Source organism: Streptomyces sp. NPDC085866 (assembly GCF_044541035.1).
In the GTDB taxonomy this organism is placed as follows: domain Bacteria; phylum Actinomycetota; class Actinomycetes; order Streptomycetales; family Streptomycetaceae; genus Streptomyces.
This window is the reverse complement of record NZ_JBITSQ010000002.1, coordinates 403,633-420,094: the sequence shown is the minus strand read 5'-3', so window position 1 is coordinate 420,094 and position 16,462 is coordinate 403,633. Positions and strand designations below refer to the sequence as shown.

The following is a 16,462-nucleotide window of genomic DNA, read 5'->3' as shown; positions in this document are numbered from 1 at the left end:
CGAGGATACGGTCATAACGGGCGTGAGTCATGGCGTGCCGCGCTGATCACTCTCAGTGACTGCCTGAGACCGTCCGTCAGCGAATGCCGTGGCCGGCGCCCTGCCCGACCAGAAGGATGGTCCCGGAGGCTCACGCTCGCCCGGCGGGATCCCGGGCACGGGACCCTGACGCCCGCAAGGGGTGTCCGGCGGGTGTGCGTCGACGTCAGAAGTGCACCTCGGCAAGCCGGTTCGTGCGGCCCGCCGCCTCCGCTCGACTCGCGGGCGCCCCGTCACAGGCGCACGATGGACTCAGGGGAACTCCGCCCCGCGAGCCGGTGACAGGCCGTGGGGCCGGCCGAGGAACAGCCATGACCCACACCGAGCTTCAGCCGGGCGGCTTCGAATCGGAGAACCATCCTTGGAAGATCCGCCTCGTCAAACACCCGAAGCGGTTTGAATCGTCGCACTTCGTCGCCGCCAAGAAGGCGGCCCACGCGATCCTGCGCGCCATGGACGACAAGGACCTGCCCTACGGGCCCAGACCCGTCGATCCGGGGGCGGGACCGAACGGTTCCGAGCACTGGGAGATGCACCACGGGGGCAGCCTGTGGGTCAGAGGACGCGACCGCTGGCTGATGTACCGCGCCCGGGTCGGCATCGAGTGGAGCATGCAGTTCTGCGCCGATCCCGAGAAGGTCGACCGGCTCCGGCAGGAGGCCGCCGAGTTGGTCGACGCCTTCCCGCTCACCCTGCCCGCCCTGGCGGAACTGGGCTACGAGCGCGCCGAGGAGCTGCTGCGCACGCCGATCGAGGACGCCGACGGGGTCGAGGCCTGGACCGACTCCCTGTTCAACTCCTGTGTGCCGCTGAGCCGTGCGAACCACCAGGGGATCCTGCCCAGGGTGCCGGGTGAACACCACTATCCCTGGCCCGTGAAGGGCGCGGACTTCGTCCGGTTCGACGACTTCCAGCTCTGGGTGACCCTGCCGGACGGCACCCACGGTGCCGTCACCCCGGTGGACCGCCGCGGCTCCGGCGACGGACACGTCCGCCTGGCCTTCGTCCCCGAGGGCAGCGAAGCCGCCGCGACGATCGCGGAGGCGCAGAACCGCGGGCTCATGGCCGTCCTGCCGGCGAACAGCCCGGTGGCCATGGAGGCCTTCGCCCGGCAGATCGCCCCGGGCCGGCACACCGCCTCCGGTCCCCTGTCCGCCGCCGCAGCACGGCACGGCGGACCCACTTCCGGCTAGCAGGGAGGACGGCATGCCTCGCACGATCGTCATCTGCCTCGACGGGACGGGCAACCAGGTGGGCGCGAGCCACCCCACCAACGTGGTCAGGCTGGTGGAAATGCTGGATGCGGACGATCCGGCACGGCAGCTCGTCTACTACGACCCCGGCGTCGGGACCATGTCGTCGGCCACCGCCCACGGACCGGTCGGCCAACGGCTCTCCCGCCTGTGGGGCCTCGCCTTCGGCAGCGGACTGCGGACCAATCTCGCCGAGGCGTACACGTACCTCATGCGGAACTGGCAACCGGGCGACCAGGTCTACGTGTTCGGCTTCAGCCGCGGCGCATACACCGCCCGGGCGCTCGTCGGCATGCTCAACAAGCCCGGCCTCATGCGTCCGGGCTCGGAGAACCTGGTGCCGTACGCGGTGGCGAAGTACTCCTTCAACCAGGACATCGACCGGAGCGAGAAGGAGGTCGCGCGGTTCTCGCACGCGTTCTGCCGGCGCACGGAGAACGAGCCGCTGTGGGCGGAGGTGAAGCAGAACAATCCGCGGCAGGTCTCCCACCACGCCCTGCCCGTGACCTACCTCGGCGTCTGGGACACCGTGAAGGCGGCCGGCCTTCTGCGGCTGGGCAATCTGCAGTGGCCGTACACGCACCAGCTGCCGAACGCGGCCCGCATCCGGCATGCCGTGTCGCTCGACGAGACCCGCCGCCCCTACCACGAGTTCCTGGTGGCACCCCGCCCGGCGCCCCGTCAGGACACCGTCGAAGAGGTGTGGTTCACGGGGGTGCACTCCGATGTCGGCGGCACCTTCGCGCATGCCGAGGACGACCCCCTGCTCTCCACGGTCCCGCTCAAGTGGATCACCGACGGTGTCACCCAGGACCTGGTGTTCCGGCCCCAGGCATACGGCACGACGTGCGCCGTCACCGAGGACTTCGCCGGCGCTCCGGTGCACGACAACGGCCCGCTGTGGATCCTCGCGGGCCGGCGCTCCCGTCCCGTGCCCGACGACGCCCTGCTGCATGCCAGCGTCAGGCTGCGGCGGGAGCGGGATCCCGGGTACCGCCCGGACCTGCCCGGCCCGCAGGAACCGGGCCGCTGGGCCGACCCCGACTGGACCAAGCCCGAGCCACCGCCCGGCGGTTGAGGGACGCGCCCGGCATGTCCCCACGAAGATCTCGTCACGGACACCTTGACTAGCTAAGTCTTGTTACGCAACGCTCTCCTCAGGAGTCGATGACGACGACGAGGAGGCCGGTCTCGCGATGGAGTGGACGGGCGCGCGGTACGCGGACAGACCGACGGTCGAGGTGGCGACGTGGATCGACGCGGCGCCGGAGCGGGTGTGGAAGCTGGTCTCGGACGTGAGCCTGATGCCGGCCATGAGTGAGGAGCTGCAGTCGGTGGAGTGGCTCGACGGGGTCACCGAGCCGGCCGTCGGAGCCCGGTTCGTGGGGCGCAGCAGGCACGAGGCGTACGGGGAGTGGGAGACCACCTCCCACGTCGTCGAGTGCGAACCACCACGGGTGTTCGCCTGGGCGGTGCAGGACCCCGCCGACCCCAGCGCCGTCTGGCGCTTCCGGCTCACGCCCAAGGACGGCGGGACGGAACTCTCCCAGTGGATGCAGATGGGTCCCGGGCGTTCCGGCCTGTCCTTCGCGATCGACGCGATGCCGGAGAAGGAACAGAAGATCGTGTTCGTGCGTCTGCGGGAGTTCGAGCGCAACATCACCATCACCCTGGAGCACCTCAAGAAGCGGGCGGAGGCGTGATGCGGACCGCGACGACGATCGAGGCGGCGGGCGGGGAGGCCTGGTCGGACCAGGCGGACTTCGTGGTCGAGGCCGAGAAGCTGGGGCTCGACATCTGCTGGGTCGCCGAGGCGTGGGGCTCCGACGCGCCCTCCGCCCTGGGCTTCTACGCGGCCCGCACGGACCGCATGCTGCTCGGCTCGGCGGTCATGCAGGTCGGCACGCGCACCCCGGTGGCACTGGCCCAGACGGCCATCACGCTGTCCAACCTCTCCGCAGGGCGGTTCCTGCTGGGCCTGGGCCCCTCCGGCCCGCAGGTGATGGAGGGGCTGCACGGGGTCCCCTTCGCCCGGCCGCTGGCCCGCGTCCGCGAGACCGTGGAGATCGTGCGCCGGGCGGTGGGGGGCGACAAGATCTCCTACGACGGCAGCGAGTTCCGGATCCCGCTGCCGGGAGGAGACGCCCGGCCCATGCGGCTCTCCATGCGCGCCGAGCACCGGATCCCGGTCTATCTGGCCGCCCTGTCCCCCGCCATGCTCCGGCTGACGGGGCAGGTCGCGGACGGCTGGCTCGGCACGAGCTTCGTACCGGAAGGCGCGGCGCAGGCCTACTTCGCGCCGCTCGACGAAGGCCTGGCCCGCAGCGGGCGCGGCCGCGCCGACCTGGACGTCTGTCAGGGCGCCGAAGTGTCGTTCGCGCCGGACGAGGAGGCACTGGGCCCCATGGTCGCCGGTCGCAAGAAGGAACTGGCCTTCAGCCTCGGCGGGATGGGCTCGGCGTCGACCAACTTCTACAACCAGGCGTACAGCCGCCAGGGCTGGGCCGAGGTGGCCGCGGAGGTACGCGAGCGGTGGCAGGCGGGGGACCGGGACGGAGCGGCGCATCTGGTCACCGACGAGATGGTGCTCGCCACCACGCTGATCGGCACCGAGGACATGGTGCGGCGGAGGCTGTGCGTGTGGCGCGACGCCGGTGTGAACACCGTCCGTCTCTACCCGGCCGGTGACACCCTGGACGCCCGGCTCGCCACGCTGGGCCGGGCGATCGAACTGGTCCGCGAAGTCGGCGACGCCTCGTGAGTCCCGCGCGCCCGTCCTTCGCCAACTGGCCGTGCTCCGTGGCCCGCACCGTGGACATCATCGGTGACGCCTGGACGTCCCTGATCCTGCGGGAGGCGTTCTACGGCAGCCACCGGTTCGAGGAGTTCCAGCAGCAGTTGGGCATCGCCCGCAACACCCTGACCGACCGGCTGCGCCGCCTCGTCGACGAAGGACTCATGGAGAAGCGGCTCTACGAGAGCGAGCCACCGCGCCACGAGTACCACCTGACGGAGAAGGGACACGACTTCTTCCCGGTCCTCGCCGCCGTCACCCGCTGGGGCGACCGGTGGCTCGCGGGTGAGGAGGGCGTACCCGTCACCCTCCATCACGACGCGTGTGACCACGACGCCCACGCCGAGGTGGTCTGCTCCTCGTGCGGGGAGCGGATGCGGTCCGAGGACACGTCCGTGCGGATGGGCCCCGGCTATCCGGAGCGGCTCAGGACACGGCCCGACGTGCAGCGTCGTTTCGCTCACTCCTGAGGGCTATGCTGCCGCGACGCCGCCGCCCTCACCCCGCACGAACCCGCCGCCACGCTGCGGGACACCTTGTAGTGGTCGTACGGCAGGGGCACTCAGGTGCTGCGCCCCGCTCAGGAGTTTCTTCTGCTCGCGTACGGGCGCAAACTCCCGGCGGCACGCACGGGCGAGTGATTCCTGCACCCCGTCCCACCAGGGTTCCTGGTGAGGGGGGCGGAGGCGGCGCGCGCGAGGGCGGCAGGCATGATCACCGCGTGAACAAGACATGGCGGGGCTGGGCGGCGCGGTGGGCGATCGCCCTGGTGTGGTTCTACGAGGGGTTCTGGTGCAAGATCTGGCCGGGGCGGGCGGATCAGCGGGCGATCGTGGGCGACGTACCGTTCCTGCCCGGATGGGCGGTGACGGGGGCACTCCTCGCGATCGGCCTGGCCGAGGTCGCGATCGGCGTGTGGGTGCTGAGCGGGCGGCGGGCGCGGGCGGCCGCGTTCGTACAGACCGTGCTTCTGGTGGCGTTCAACACGGGCGGTCTGCTCTTCGGCGCCGACCAGATCGACGAGCCCGGGCGGCTCGTGACACAGGACCTGGCCCTGCTGGCGCTGATCTGGCTGGTGGCATGGACGGAGGCCGAGTGAGCGGGACACCTTGGGCGCACGGTCGGCTGCTCGGCGGGTTCGGCGGCCCGCGCCTGCTCTTCGGCCGGATGTACGAGGACTGGGGTGTCGAGCTGGCGGTCTTCCCGCCGGCGGGCGCACGGGTGCTGTGCATCGCCTCGGCAGGTGACACGGCGGCAGCCCTGGATGCGGCGGGGTACGACGTGACGGCCGTGGACGTCAATCCGGTGCAGCTCGCTTACGCGCACCAGCGGCTGGCCGGCGGTGCGACCAGGGAGGGTACGGCCGAGGCGGTCATGCGCCTGGGCCGGGGCGCCGCGGCCCGGCTGCTGCCCGCCTGGCGCCGGACGGAGCTGCACGGCTTTCTGGCCCTCGACGATCCGCAGGAGCAAGCCCGCCGCTGGCGCAAGGAGTTGGACACACCGGGTCTGCGCCGGCTGATGCGGGTCGCACTGCGGCCCGGCGGAGCCCTCGCGGTGGCCCTGCGCCCGTCGTTCGCCGGTGTCGTCCCGCAGCGATTCGACGAGGTGCTGCGGCGGCGCCTCGAACGGACCGTGTGCCGGCATCCCAACGCGAGCAACCCGTGGCTGTGGCGGCTGCTGGCAGGGGCTGAACCGCCGGGCACCCCGTCACCCCGGGCACCGGGTGTCCGGCTGGTCCGCGACGACGTGGTGCACGCGTTGGAGCAGGCGCCGCGTGGCGCCTATGACGCGGTGACGCTCTCCAACGTGCTGGACGGACCCGGCCCCGAGTTCGCCCGGCGGCTGCGGGCGGCCGTGCGCCACGCGGTGCGGCCCGGCGGCGTGGTGGTGCTGCGCAGCGCCCGGGAGCCGGGCCCGGACGGGCCGGGCTGGGCGGCGCAGGACAGCTCGGTGTTGTGGGGAGTGGTACGCGTGGTGCGCCTCGGGGGCGACGCCGCGGATCGGAGGATCGAGCCGTGAGATATCTGCTGCAGCGTCATCCCGTAGCCATACGCACGCACTTCGCGCACTCGCTGGTGCTGACGTACGCGCTGCCCGCCGAGGCGTTGCGCCCGCTGGTGCCGCCGGGCCTGGAACTGGACACATACGGGGAGCACGGGTTCGTGGCCGCCGCGCTGGTCGACACCCGCGCCCTGCGACCGGCGGGCCTGCCCGCCCGCCTCGGGGCGGACTACCTGCTCACCGGCTACCGCGTCTTCACCCGCTTCCGCACCCCGGGCGGCCGGGTCATGCGCGGACTGCGCATCCTGCGCAGCGACACCGACAGCAGGATGATGGTGCTCGGCGGCAATCTGATGACCCGCTACAACTACCGCTTGGCCCGCATCAGTACCCGTGTCGAGGCCGGCCTGCTGGAGTTCCGGGTGGACAGCGCCGACGGTCGGGCGGATCTGCATGTGCAGGCCGATCTCGGCAGCGCGCCGGCACCGCTGCCCGCCGGCAGCCCGTTCGCGGACGCGCGCGCCGCCCGGCGCTTCGCGGGCCCGCTCCCCTACACCTTCGAGTACGAACCGCAGACCCGCTCGATGATCGTGATCAAGGCGTTCCGCACGCACTGGGACCCGCAACCGGTCTCCGTGGACGTACACCGCCTGACGTTCTTCGACCACTCCCCGTTCGCCGGTACGCGGCCGGTCCTCGCCAACGCCTTCCACGTCGCCGACCTGGAGTACGGCTGGGAACGAGGCCTGCGCCGGACCGAGACCGGCGGTGAGCGATGATCAGCCGCTCCGGTGTCCGGGACGTGATCGCCTACAACTGGCCGCGGTACACGGCCGGTCTGGCCGCCGCGGCGGCCTCGGCCGCACTCGCCCACCGGCTTCCCCCGCCCCTGCGCACCATGGCCCGGGCCGGCTCCGCCGCCGCGTTCGGTCTGCTCGCCTCCGCCACGTTCGCGAGCTGGCTCGTCTACGACCGCTCGGAGCTGTACGGCTACGACTGGCTGGACGCGCTGCTGCCGCAGGCACCGTCCGCGCACGTGGTGGTGGGCACCGGCCTCGACGAGGCGAGTGTCCCGCTGGCCGCCCGCTGGCCGGCTTCCCGGCAGACCACCGTCGACCTCTACGACCCGGCCGTGATGACCGAGGGGTCGGTGCGCCGCGCCCGGCGCAGGGTGCCCCCGCCACCGGACGCGGTGCCCGGCCGGGCGGAGGCGCTGCCGGTGCCCCCGGCCATGGCGGATGCCGTCTTCCTGGTGTTCGCCGCCCACGAGCTGCGGCGGGCGCGGGACAGGGAGCGGCTGTTCGCGCAGTGCGCCAGGGCGCTGCGCCCCGGCGGGCGCCTGGTCCTGGTGGAACACCTGCGGGACGGTGCGAACACGGCCGTCTTCGGACCGGGAGCCTGGCACTTCTTCCCGCGCGAAGAGTGGCTGCGGCTGGCCGCACACGCCGGGCTGCGTCCGGCGGCCGAGCGCCGCATCGCAGGTCTGGTCACGGCCTTCGCCTTCACCAGAGGATGCGCGTGACCCAACTGCTCACGCTCACCTCGCAGTTGCGCCTGGTCGGCCTGGCCCTCGTGGGCATGGGGCTGCTGCACGTGGTCCTGCCGCGCATCCTGGGCTGGCCGGGCGACCTCGGCGACAGCAGCCTGCTCACCCGTCAGGTCTCCTACGCGCACGTGTTCTTCATCGGCCTGACCTGCGTGTTGCTCGGCGCGCTGCCGCTGGCGTTCTCCCGTGAACTGGTGAGCGGCGCGCCGCTGCCGACGGCCCTGCTGTGCGGACAGACCCTGTTCTGGGGCCTGCGCTGGGTCATGGAGTTCGCCTACTTCTCACCGCGGCTGTGGCGGGGGCACCGGCTGCGGACGGCGGGCCACCTCGCGCTCTCCGTGCTGTGGACGTGGGTGACCGCGGTGTTCGCCCTGGCGACGGTGCGGGCGGTGGGCTGAGGGGCGCTGGAAGCGCGGCCTCGTCCCGGGCCGCGGTGTCGGTGCCCAGCCGGCCGGCGTCAACCGCCCGACCGGCCCTCGCCCCTGTCCGGCAGGTAGCTGGCCAGGCCGCGCAGGATGATCTCGACACCGATGTCGAACCGCTCGTCGGCGGAGTCCGCCACCATCAGCCCGGACAGGGCGCGCAGATGGGGAAAGTCGCCTTCGGGCAGGGACGCGAAGTAGTTCTGCATCTCCTCGGCCATCTCGCGCCAGTCGGGGCGGGCCAGGGAGGAACCGTCACCACCGTGCTGCCCGGCCCGGTCCTGCCACATGCCCTCCTCCAGGACGAACCCGTCGATGTAGGTGGAGATGAGGTCACCGGCCTCCGCCGCGATGCGGTCGGGCAGCCCGGCGGTGCGGAAGATGGCGAGCAACGCCTCGACGTGCGGCAGCAGTTCAGCTGTGAAGGGGACGTGGGCCATGGAGATCCTGGCCATGTCCCGGTGGGAGCGCAGGCGCCGCCGTCCGGAGCGGGCGTAGTCCCGCACCTGCTCCTGCCAGCGCTCCGGGTCGGCTTCGGGCAGTTCGAAGCCGTCGAAGAGCCGGGTGTACATCAGCTCCAGGAGGTCGTCCTTGGAGCTGACGTGGGCGTAGAGGGCGGAGACCGTGACCCCCAGTTCGGCCGCGACCTGACGCATCGACAGCCCGTCCAGTCCCTGGCGGTCCAGCACGGTGAAGGCGGCCTCGACGACCCGCTCGCGCGACAATGGTGCGCGCGCGGGGGTGACACGGGCCCGGGCGGGACGCTCGCGCTCCCAGGGGGACGGCGGAGGGGTTGCGGGGGTGCTCGAGGCCGCGTCGGTCATGCCGACAGTTTAGGCGCTGGGAGAACACTGTTCACCTTCACTGAGCGGCATGCATGACAACAAACGCGATATATCTTGTCCCGGCGTCGGGCTTGCGCTATATCTTAATGAACGCCGTTCTCTTGGTGAGCACTGTTCTGTTAAGGTGAACAGTGTTCTGCCGCGCAGTCCGGTCGTCCGTCTTCCCGGGCCGAACCCAGCACCAGCGACCGGGCAGTCACCTTCATCCGTCCCACCGCGCCCGCGGGTCCTCACCGCGGCGCGGCCCATGTGCGAGGAGTTCCGATGTCCACCACCGGTGTCGCGTCCGTCGAGACGCCCACCGACTCACCAGCGCCTTACCGGTGGCGCTGGGCTGCGCTCTTCGTGATCCTCGCGGCCGAGGTGATGGATCTCCTCGACGCAGTCGTCACGAACATCGCCGGCCCCTCCATGCGGGCCGACCTCGGCGGCGGCGCTTCCACCCTGCAGTGGCTCGCCGCCGCGTACACGCTCTCGATGGCCGTCGGCCTCGTCACCGGAGGGCGGCTCGGCGACATTCACGGGCGCCGCCGGATGTTCCTGATCGGGGCCGCCGGCTTCACCCTGGGCTCGCTGCTGTGCGCGATATCCGTGTCGCCCGAGATGCTGATCGGCGCACGTGTCGTCCAGGGCCTGTTCGGCGCGGTGATGCTGCCGCAGGGCCTCGGCATGATCAAGGAGATGTTCCCGCCGAAGGAGTCGCAGAAGGCCTTCGGCATGTTCGGCCCGGTCATGGGGCTGTCCGCGGTGTGCGGGCCGATCCTTGCGGGCTGGCTGGTGGACGCCGACTACTTCGGCACCGGCTGGCGGATGATCTTCCTGATCAACCTCCCACTGGGTGCCGCGGCCTTCCTCGGCGCCCTGCGCTACCTGCCGCGGGGCCGCTCCGAGACGAAGCCGCGCCTCGACATCCCCGGCATGCTCCTGGTCTCGCTGGCCGCGCTGCTCATCATCTTCCCGCTGGTCCAGGGTCGCGAGTACGACTGGCCCGCGTGGACGTTCGTGATGACGGCCGCCTCGGTGGTCGTGTTCGTCTTCTTCGCCAAGTACGAGTCGCGCCGCAGCAGGGACGGGCGGGACCCGCTGGTCGTCCCCAGTCTGTTCCGCAAGCGCGGGTTCAGCGGCGGCATGACCCTCGGGCTGGTCTTCTTCTCGACCATGCAGGGCTTCATGCTGGTCTTCAACCTCTACACCCAGATCGGCCTGGGCTATTCGCCGCTCAAGGCCGGCCTGGTGATGGTGCCCTGGTCGGGCGGCATGATCGTCGGCTTCGGGATCGCCCAGGGTGTCGCCCGGTTCGGGCGGGCGGTACTGCAGGCGGGCACGCTGGTCATGGCGCTCGGAGTGTTCGGCGTGTGGCTGACCCTGGACATGGTCGGCAGCGGTGTCGGCCCCTGGCAGCTCCTGCCCTCACTGCTCGTCACCGGTATCGGCATGGGCCTGCTCATGGCGCCGTTCTTCGACATCGTGCTCGCCAGTGTCGAGCAGCACGAGACGGGTTCGGCGTCCGGCACGATGACGGCGATGCAGCAGCTCGGCGGCGCCTTCGGCGTGGCGATCCTCGGCACCGTGTTCTTCGGCCTGCTGGGCGGCGGGATCGCCACCGCCGTGGACCACGACTCGGACGGCCTGCGGGGCCAGTTGGCCGCCGCGCACGTCGCGCCCGCCGCTCGGGACCGCATCGTGACGGACCTGCGTGCGTGCGCCTCCGACCGCGCCGTCGCCAAGGACCCTGCCGCGACCCCGGCGTCCTGCACGCGCCTGGAGAAGGACACCCGGTCCGCCGTGAGCTCCCCTCAGGCCGGGGCCCGGATACCCGCAGCGCTCAAGTCCACCGCGTCGTCGGCCTTCCAGAGCGGTTTCGGCTCCGTCATGAAGACGCTGCTGTGGATCGTGGACGGCATGCTCGCCCTGACCTTCCTGCTCGCGTTCCTCCTGCCGCGCCACGCGCGCCCCGAGGGCTCCGCCGGGCACTGAGTCCCGGCCACCTCGGCATCGCGAAGTACGGCCGCCGACCCCCTCCTCAGGGGTGCCCGGCGGCCGTCCCGTTTCCGGGGCGACCGCACGGGGACGGCCTGTCACCGGATGCGCCCGCTCCCGTACAGTCCGTGGTGCCGACGCTCCATCGCGACCACGCCCATCGGTTGACCCGGAGAGGAACCATGGACACCGAAGCCAGTCCCGACTCCCTTGCCCGCCTTCCCGGAACGGGGCGGCCGGTTCCCGAAGCCGAGCCCGGGCTCGTGGAGCGGTGGCGTTCGGGGGGAGGTGAACTGGTCGACCTGCTGTCCCAGGTGCGCGAGCGGTTCGGCGGGGTCGCCGCGTTCCGCCTCGGGCCGGCGCCCACCGTTCTCGTCACCGACCCGGAGGCGGTCCAGCACGTCCTCGCCCGGCACCCGGACCGGTACGTCAAGCGCTCCCACCGCGCCCGGCTGCTGATCGGCGACGGTGTCCTCGCCGCCACCGGTACGGCGTGGAAGCAGCAACGCCGCCTGTTGCAGTCCCAGTTCACCGGCATCGGGATGCGCCGCTACGAACAGCGGATCGTCGAGGCCGCCCGGACCACCGCCGGGCGCTGGAGCGGGTACGCCCGTACCGGGCAGACCCTCGATGTCGCAGGGGAGATGCGCCGCTTCGCCCTCGACGCCATCTGGCGCTCGCTCACCGGGCACCCTCTCGACGACGGAACCGAGCACGAACTGGCCGCCGTGGCAGCCGTGGCGACCGCCCTTCCGACGCTGCCCGCCGATGCCACCGACGCCCAGGGCGCCGTCGCCGCCGATCTCGCCAGGATCGACGCGGTCGCCCGGCACGCCATCGAGACCGCCCGCAGCGGGGCGGCCGGCCCCGACGGGCCGGGCCTGCTGCGCGTGCTGGTGGAGGCCTCCACCGAGCGCCCCGAGTACACCGACCGGCTGATCCGCGACGAGCTGGTCACGCTGCTCGTGGCCGGGCACGAGACCACCGCCAGCACCCTGACGTGGCTCTACCTGCTCCTCGACCGGCACCCCGCCACCCGCGAACAGGCTCTCGCCGCCGGGGCCGAAGGCTCTGCACCACGCCGCCAGGCCGTCCAGGCCCTGGTTCACGAGACGCTCCGGCTCTACCCCTCCGCCTGGATCCTGCCCCGCCACGCCACCGAGGACGACACCCTCGCCGGCTACGCCGTCGAGGCGGGCACCGACATCCTGACCTGCCCGTACCTCACGCACCGCGATCCCGGACTGTGGCCGGATCCCGAGCGCTTCGACCCCCGGCGCTTCCTCACCCCGGACGGCCGCCCCGCCCACCCGGGCGCCTACTTCCCCTTCGGCATCGGCGCCCGCGCCTGCCTCGGTCTGCAGTTCGCGCTCCGTGAGACGACCATCCTGCTCGAACACCTGCTCCCGGCCCACATCCCGGTCTTCTCCTCCAACCCCACGAAGGCGGCGTACGGCATCACCGTCCGCCCCGACGGCCCCACCCCGGCGACGCTGGAGGCTCCACGCGCCTGATGTTTCCCGGAGGCCTGGACCATTCAGGATCAGGTCGGCCCGCGTTCACCCGGCGAACGCGGACGCGTACGCTACGACTTCGCCGATGCCCTCCCGGCAGGACCCGCACCGTCCCGAAAGGACGAGCCCCGTGCTCACGTCGTACGCAGCCCACTTCGACACGCCCGCCGGGTATCTCGACTTCGCACGGTTCGGTCCGCCGTCACGGGACGCCGTAGCCGCCACCGTGCGAGCCATGGAGGAGTCCGCCGGCGCCGACCACACCACCGTGGACGGTCTGATGGGCGCGGAAGGGGTCGCGCGGGACACGGCCGCCCGGCTCGCGGGCACGGACGCGCGGCACACCGTACTGCTCCCCAACGCGTCCACCGGCCTGTTCCACGCCGCTCTCGGCATCCGGGAAGGTGTGGTCCTCGCGCCGCGCACCGACTTCCCGGCCAACCACTATCCGTGGCGCCGGACGGCGGACCTGGGCCGGGCCACGCCCCGCTGGCTCGACCCGGCGCCCGGCGGCGGGGTCACCCCCGACCTGGTCCGCGCCGCGCTGACCGACGACGTCGTCGCCGTGTCCGTCAGCGCCGTGGACTTCCGCACCGGCTTCCGCGCCGACCTGGCGGCCCTGCGCGAGGCGATCGGACCGGACCGGCTGCTCGTCGTGGACGCCATCCAGGCGTTCGGCGTGGCCGGGATGCCCTGGGACGCGGCCGACGTGCTGGTCGCGGGCGGTCAGAAATGGCTGCGCGCGGGATGGGCCACCGGCTTCGCGACGCTGTCCGATCGCGCACTGGAGTCCCTGGAGCCGGTCCTCACCGGCTGGACGGGCGTCGAGGACGTCGGCCTCTTCGACGGAGCGGAGCACCCGCCCGCCCCGGACGCGCGCCGGTGGTCGATCACCAATCTCAGCCCGGTGACGGCCGCCTCGTTCGCGGCCGCACTGGACCTCGTCGAGCGGCACACCGTCGCGGCGATCGAGGCCGCGATCGCGACGCGCATCGCCGAACTCACCGACGTCGTCCAGGAGTACGGCGGCCAGGTCCTCTCCCCCACCGACCCGGCGCGACGCGCGGGCATCCTCTCCTTCACGATGCCGGACCACGATCCGTCCCTCGTCGCGAAGTCCTTGCATGCCGAGGGTGTCACCCCGACGGTGCGCACCGACTCGCTCAGGCTCTCCCCGCACGCCTCGACCCCGCCGGAGGCGGCCGGTCGGGTCGCTGCCGCGCTGTCGTCGCTGCGGAACTGAACCCGGCCGGCGGGACGATCTCCCTCTTCAGGATCTTGCCGGCACTCCTCCGGCTGAGGGAAGACTGTGCAGCCGTCCGCGCGCAGCCGTTCCCCCCTGGATGCATCGCGAGCGTCGAATTTCGACCTCTCCGATACCCGTGGCGAGAGCTTCTCCGAGGAGTGCGCGGCGGGCGTTCCCGTCGCGTTACGCCTGTCCCGCGGCCACGGGCGCGGAGTGGAGTTCGCGTACCAGTTGCGGCGTGAGCAGTTCGCCGGCGCGGTCGGCGAGGACGGCCATTTCGTAGCCGACCAGACCGACGTCGCACCCCTCTGCCGCCAGGACGCCGAGGCAGCTTCCGTCGCGGATGCGACCGACCATGAGGAAGCCGCCGAGCATCTCGATCATGACGAGTTTCATGCCGTGGAAGCCGTGCGCCGTCGCCGCGTTCTGGGCGAGGCTGGTGATGCCGGAGACGACGGCGGCGAGGTGGTCGGCGCGGTCTCGGCCGAGGCTGTCCGAGGCGGCCATGAGCAGGCCGTCGGAGGAGACGGCGACGGCGTCGATGACACCGTCGGCGGTGCGGACGAACTCCGAGATGAGCCAGCCGAAGCTCTGGACGGCGGTGGTCATGATGACGCTCCTTGAGTGGTGCGGGCCTCGCCACGGGCGACACCTGCTCTGAAGCCGTTGAGCAGGGAGGAGACGGCGGGCCGGGCGGGCGGGGGTGACACGGCGGGATCCCCCGCGGGGGCGAGCAGGCGCCCGGGGAGGGCGAGGAGAGCGGACAGGCCGCCGCCGGTGGTGTCGAAGAGGTGGACCTGGGTGCCTTCACCGAGGCGGTCGGCGAGTCGGCCGACGACGAGGTGGCCGAGGAACCGGGTGGGCGCGGCGAGGAGGGCCTCCTCCCCGGAGCCGGAGAAGCGGGCGTGGGCGCGCTCCTTGTCGGCTTCGGACATGCCGACGCCGTGGTCGACGACGGCGAAGCTGTACGTGTCGTCGTCGGTGTCATACCAGCCGTGCACCTCGACGGGTTCGGTCGGCGGCGAGAAGGTCAGCCCGTTCTCGATGAGTTCGGCGAGGAGATGGACGACATCGGCGACGGCGTGTCCGCGCACCCGCACCGGCTCCACGGGCGCGATCAGCACCCTGCGGTACTGCTCCACCTCGGCGACGGCGGACTGGACGACTTCCAGGCCGCCGGCCGGTGCCGCCGTGGGCCGCGGCGGATTCTGCCCGGCGAGGACCAGCAGGTTCTCGGCGTTGCGCCGCATACGGGTGGCGAGGTGGTCGAGCTCGAAGAGCTCGGCGAGGGCGTCCGGGTCGAGTTCCTGGCGTTCCAGACGGGTGATGAGAGCGAGCTGGCGACGCACGAGGTTCTGGTTGCGGCGTCCGAGATTGGCGAGCGACTCGGTGGTGTTGCGGCGCAGACCGGCTTGCTGGGCCGCGAGGTGGAGAGCGGTGCGCTCCACCTGGTGCAGGGAGGCTGCGACTTCGGTGATCTCCGTCGCGCCGCCCAGCAGCCGCGCATCGCGGTGGTCCGGGGCGTCCGCCGCCAGCAGGAGCTCCATGTGATCCTGCGGGGCCTGTTGGATACGGGCGACGGTCGCGGGCAGTCGGTGCCGTGCCACGTCGTGGGCGGTCTCGGTGAGCGCGCCGAGCGGGCGTGTGAGGGAGCGGGAGGCGAAGGCGGCGAGGCCCGCCAGCAGGGCGGCCACGAGCGTCCCCGCGACGAGGTAGGCGGCGAGGCCCGTCTCGGCGTCGTGACTGAGCCGGTCGGCCCGGTCCCGTACGTCGTGACCGACCGACAGCTGGACGGCGTACAGATCGTCGACGAGCACGGTCATCGCGTTCCACCAGGTTCCGGCGTCGGCGCGCAGTGCGGAGCCGTCGGGAGCTTCGTCCGCCCGATTCTCGTAGGCGATGGCGCGTCGGGCCTCCGCGGTTGCGAAGGCCCGTTCCAGGGCCGTGCGCTGGGGTGCGGTGGCGACGTGCCGGAAGCGGGCCAGGGCGGCGACACGCGTGGCGCGCACCTCGGTGAAGGCGAGGTACTCGCGGCCGTGGAAGGCGCCTTCGGCGAACACGCCGTTGAGGAGCCCGCGTTCGAGAGCGACGGACTCCTTGGCCGCGGCCAGCTCCCGCAGTGCCGCGAGCCCGTCGCTCAGTCGGCGGTCGGCGCGCGTCGGGGTCTGCGCGACCGGGTCGACAGCGTCGAGGGCGTCGACGGCGTCGGTGTAGAAGGTGAGGGTCGCCGCCCTGTCGGCGGTGCCCCGGTCGGCGGCGGCACGGATGTCGGCGAGTCGCCCCAGGTTCCGTCGGACGACAACCCCGACGGCGCTGTCACCCCGCATTGCGCGCAGCGCCGTGTCGACACGCGTGCGCGTGGCGTCCAGCGTGGGGCGGAACGCCTTCTCACCCCCCAACAGGCCGTTGGTCAGGCCGCGTTCGCGTTGCAGCTGGTGCACCAGTGCCTGGATCCGCAGGCTGAGACCGACCTCGGTGCGGGTCGTGCGGGCGTTGCCGAGGTCCTCGACGCGGTCGTGCACCGCGAGACCCGCCACCGCCAGCAGCAGGCAGATCGGGACCGTGATGACCACCGCCACCCGGCCCCTGATGCTGCGCCAGCCCGGCATCGGCCGGCGGCCCGGAGCGGTTCGGCCGTGGTGGCGGCTCCCTGAACTCCTCTTGCCCGAACTGCCCTTGCGGATTGCACCAAGCCTGCCGAGCAGCGGCCGTAACGGCTTCCACACCCTCATACGTCACGAAGCTAGCCCGAGCGCCGCCCCGGGCGGTTTCCGACCCGTAAGGCCACATGGGAAGTTCGGTTGCGCCACCCTCACACCGCG

Annotated in this window: 16 protein-coding genes; 13 read left to right on the top strand and 3 right to left on the bottom strand. The window is 72.0% G+C overall.

The features are described from left to right. The first annotated feature begins 350 nt into the window (after positions 1 to 350). The 10 genes from ACIF83_RS05285 to ACIF83_RS05240 all read left to right on the top strand — a co-directional run bounded on the left by ACIF83_RS05285 (position 351) and on the right by ACIF83_RS05240 (position 8,031). The gene (locus ACIF83_RS05285; RefSeq protein ID WP_399723556.1) at positions 351 to 1,232 is read left to right on the top strand and encodes a DUF6424 family protein; all 882 of its coding nucleotides are present in this window, start codon (positions 351 to 353) and stop codon (positions 1,230 to 1,232) included. Positions 1,233 to 1,245: 13 nt separating this feature from the next. After that, positions 1,246 to 2,370: a DUF2235 domain-containing protein gene (locus tag ACIF83_RS05280; RefSeq protein WP_393477324.1), complete on the top strand. Its 1,125-nt coding sequence runs from the start codon at positions 1,246 to 1,248 to the stop codon at positions 2,368 to 2,370. A gap of 118 nt (positions 2,371 to 2,488) precedes the next feature. After that, complete coding sequence (locus tag ACIF83_RS05275) at positions 2,489 to 2,995, top strand: SRPBCC family protein (RefSeq protein WP_399723554.1); 507 nt, start codon at positions 2,489 to 2,491, stop codon at positions 2,993 to 2,995. After that, entirely contained in the window at positions 2,995 to 4,053 is a 1,059-nt protein-coding gene (locus tag ACIF83_RS05270; RefSeq protein ID WP_399723552.1) for an LLM class flavin-dependent oxidoreductase, read from the top strand. Before ACIF83_RS05275 ends, ACIF83_RS05270 begins: the two co-directional genes overlap by 1 nt. After that, a complete protein-coding gene (locus tag ACIF83_RS05265; protein WP_393477333.1) occupies positions 4,050 to 4,556 on the top strand; it encodes a winged helix-turn-helix transcriptional regulator in 507 nt (168 codons plus the stop codon). The genes ACIF83_RS05270 and ACIF83_RS05265 overlap by 4 nt, the downstream gene beginning before the upstream one ends. A gap of 251 nt (positions 4,557 to 4,807) precedes the next feature. Beyond that, positions 4,808 to 5,185: a DoxX-like family protein gene (locus ACIF83_RS05260; protein ID WP_393477335.1), complete on the top strand. Its 378-nt coding sequence runs from the start codon at positions 4,808 to 4,810 to the stop codon at positions 5,183 to 5,185. Beyond that, positions 5,182 to 6,105: a hypothetical protein gene (locus ACIF83_RS05255; protein ID WP_393477337.1), complete on the top strand. Its 924-nt coding sequence runs from the start codon at positions 5,182 to 5,184 to the stop codon at positions 6,103 to 6,105. Before ACIF83_RS05260 ends, ACIF83_RS05255 begins: the two co-directional genes overlap by 4 nt. Beyond that, positions 6,102 to 6,866 (top strand): DUF2071 domain-containing protein, encoded by a 765-nt coding sequence (locus ACIF83_RS05250; protein WP_393477340.1) that lies wholly within the window; start codon positions 6,102 to 6,104, stop codon positions 6,864 to 6,866. Before ACIF83_RS05255 ends, ACIF83_RS05250 begins: the two co-directional genes overlap by 4 nt. Further along, the gene (locus ACIF83_RS05245; protein ID WP_393477343.1) at positions 6,863 to 7,609 is read left to right on the top strand and encodes a class I SAM-dependent methyltransferase; all 747 of its coding nucleotides are present in this window, start codon (positions 6,863 to 6,865) and stop codon (positions 7,607 to 7,609) included. Before ACIF83_RS05250 ends, ACIF83_RS05245 begins: the two co-directional genes overlap by 4 nt. Continuing rightward, a complete protein-coding gene (locus ACIF83_RS05240; protein ID WP_393477345.1) occupies positions 7,606 to 8,031 on the top strand; it encodes a hypothetical protein in 426 nt (141 codons plus the stop codon). The genes ACIF83_RS05245 and ACIF83_RS05240 overlap by 4 nt, the downstream gene beginning before the upstream one ends. A 59-nt stretch (positions 8,032 to 8,090) precedes the next feature. Here the strand turns inward: ACIF83_RS05240 and ACIF83_RS05235 are convergent, their stop codons facing one another. Beyond that, positions 8,091 to 8,879 (bottom strand): TetR/AcrR family transcriptional regulator, encoded by a 789-nt coding sequence (locus tag ACIF83_RS05235; protein WP_393477348.1) that lies wholly within the window; start codon positions 8,877 to 8,879, stop codon positions 8,091 to 8,093. A 285-nt stretch (positions 8,880 to 9,164) separates the two neighbouring features. On the opposite strand from ACIF83_RS05235, the gene ACIF83_RS05230 reads away from it, so the two are divergent. The 3 genes from ACIF83_RS05230 (at position 9,165) to ACIF83_RS05220 (ending at position 13,637) form a co-directional block, all read left to right on the top strand. After that, positions 9,165 to 10,877, top strand: a complete 1,713-nt coding sequence (locus ACIF83_RS05230) for an MFS transporter (protein WP_399723548.1) — start codon at positions 9,165 to 9,167, stop codon at positions 10,875 to 10,877. Between the two features lie 185 nt (positions 10,878 to 11,062). Continuing rightward, entirely contained in the window at positions 11,063 to 12,394 is a 1,332-nt protein-coding gene (locus ACIF83_RS05225; protein ID WP_399723546.1) for a cytochrome P450, read from the top strand. A 130-nt stretch (positions 12,395 to 12,524) separates the two neighbouring features. Further along, positions 12,525 to 13,637, top strand: coding sequence for an aminotransferase class V-fold PLP-dependent enzyme (locus ACIF83_RS05220; protein ID WP_399723544.1), 1,113 nt, complete (start codon positions 12,525 to 12,527; stop codon positions 13,635 to 13,637). A gap of 186 nt (positions 13,638 to 13,823) precedes the next feature. Here the strand turns inward: ACIF83_RS05220 and ACIF83_RS05215 are convergent, their stop codons facing one another. Beyond that, a complete protein-coding gene (locus ACIF83_RS05215) occupies positions 13,824 to 14,249 on the bottom strand; it encodes a roadblock/LC7 domain-containing protein (protein WP_398138078.1) in 426 nt (141 codons plus the stop codon). Next, complete coding sequence (locus ACIF83_RS05210; protein ID WP_399723542.1) at positions 14,246 to 16,213, bottom strand: nitrate- and nitrite sensing domain-containing protein; 1,968 nt, start codon at positions 16,211 to 16,213, stop codon at positions 14,246 to 14,248. Before ACIF83_RS05210 ends, ACIF83_RS05215 begins: the two co-directional genes overlap by 4 nt. Between the last annotated feature and the right edge of the window lie 249 nt (positions 16,214 to 16,462).

Coding starts and splice junctions, on each gene's coding strand:
- ACIF83_RS05275 (WP_399723554.1), top strand. CDS start 2,489: ATGGAGTGGACGGGCGCGCGGTACGCGGACAGACCGACGGTCGAGGTG.
- ACIF83_RS05285 (WP_399723556.1), top strand. CDS start 351: ATGACCCACACCGAGCTTCAGCCGGGCGGCTTCGAATCGGAGAACCAT.
- ACIF83_RS05215 (WP_398138078.1), bottom strand. CDS start 14,249: ATGACCACCGCCGTCCAGAGCTTCGGCTGGCTCATCTCGGAGTTCGTC.
- ACIF83_RS05245 (WP_393477343.1), top strand. CDS start 6,863: ATGATCAGCCGCTCCGGTGTCCGGGACGTGATCGCCTACAACTGGCCG.
- ACIF83_RS05230 (WP_399723548.1), top strand. CDS start 9,165: ATGTCCACCACCGGTGTCGCGTCCGTCGAGACGCCCACCGACTCACCA.
- ACIF83_RS05235 (WP_393477348.1), bottom strand. CDS start 8,879: ATGACCGACGCGGCCTCGAGCACCCCCGCAACCCCTCCGCCGTCCCCC.
- ACIF83_RS05270 (WP_399723552.1), top strand. CDS start 2,995: ATGCGGACCGCGACGACGATCGAGGCGGCGGGCGGGGAGGCCTGGTCG.
- ACIF83_RS05280 (WP_393477324.1), top strand. CDS start 1,246: ATGCCTCGCACGATCGTCATCTGCCTCGACGGGACGGGCAACCAGGTG.
- ACIF83_RS05225 (WP_399723546.1), top strand. CDS start 11,063: ATGGACACCGAAGCCAGTCCCGACTCCCTTGCCCGCCTTCCCGGAACG.